The following is a 516-nucleotide window of genomic DNA, read 5'->3' as shown; positions in this document are numbered from 1 at the left end:
CATCGCCGAGGCGGCGCGGCGCGGAGACGTCGGCCCCCAGCGCGCGCACCCAGGGGCCGATCATGGGCCCGAGCGCATCACGGATCAGCCCGTCGTGCGGCAGCCCCTCGGTCAGCAGTTCATCGCCGAGCACCAGGACGTCGACGCGCGGCCGGGGGCGGACGGGCAACGCGTCGTACCCGGCGGCTGCGGCCAGCCCGAGGACGGCCGGGGTCACCACCGTCCCGGCGGGAAGCAGGTGCTCCCCCGACCGGCACTCCTGGCCGCGCGGCCGGATGTCCTGCCCCTGGCTCACGTGACCCTGCGCGTACAGCAGCCCCTTGGCCTCGTCGGCGTGCGCGTGCTCGCTGCGGATGACGGCGGTGACCTCCGCCGGGATACGGGCACCCGTGGCGATGCGGACGGCGTCGCCGTCGGGCAGCGGGGCGGGGGCGTCGTGCCCGGCGAGGATGCCGCCGTCCCTCCGGATGTTCCACGGCCCCGGCCCGGCGACGGCCCAGCCGTCCATGGCCGAGG

1 pseudogene is annotated in these 516 nt (G+C 77.3%); it reads right to left on the bottom strand.

Features of this window, described 5'->3' with window-relative positions:
* A pseudogene (locus E6R62_RS39110) lies at window positions 1-516 on the bottom strand (molybdopterin molybdenumtransferase MoeA); the annotation flags it as partial.

It is taken from the genome of Streptomyces sp. A1136, assembly GCF_004795055.1.
Lineage (GTDB): Bacteria > Actinomycetota > Actinomycetes > Streptomycetales > Streptomycetaceae > Streptomyces.
The sequence above is the reverse complement of the archived record's forward strand: the minus strand, read 5'-3'. Positions and strand labels throughout refer to the sequence as shown.